This is a genomic window from Psychrobacter sp. TB20-MNA-CIBAN-0197 (assembly GCF_040309765.1).
GTDB classification, from domain to species: domain Bacteria; phylum Pseudomonadota; class Gammaproteobacteria; order Pseudomonadales; family Moraxellaceae; genus Psychrobacter; species Psychrobacter submarinus.
The window spans coordinates 1-260 of the sequence record NZ_JBEOPC010000852.1; the positions used below are offsets into that span (position 1 = coordinate 1).

At 53.5% G+C, this 260-nt stretch carries 1 protein-coding gene; it reads right to left on the reverse strand.

All coding sequences use genetic code 11. The annotated features are described in order from the left end of the window. Positions 1–248 (reverse strand): hypothetical protein (locus AAEY83_RS16280; protein WP_351060693.1); only part of this gene is annotated, 248 nt, incomplete at its 3' end. Positions 249–260: the final 12 nt, after the last annotated feature.

The window sequence follows — 260 nt, forward strand, 5'->3', positions numbered from 1 at the left end:
TGCCAGGGCTGATCAATCTGCAATTCGCGTATGTACAGCGCTCGGGCATCCTGGCTCAGACTGACAAAGCCGATCAGCAGTTCATCCTGAAGGATCATCCAGTTCTCACGATGCTGCCAGCCTGCGTCGAATGCCTCGTCCTGCCACAACAGATCGTGGTCAATGTAATAGCGCAGCATGTTGCGACAGGTCAGATCCCGCGCAAAAGCAAGATCATCATGGGTGGCATGCCGAATTCGATAACTCATTCAGCTCTCTCC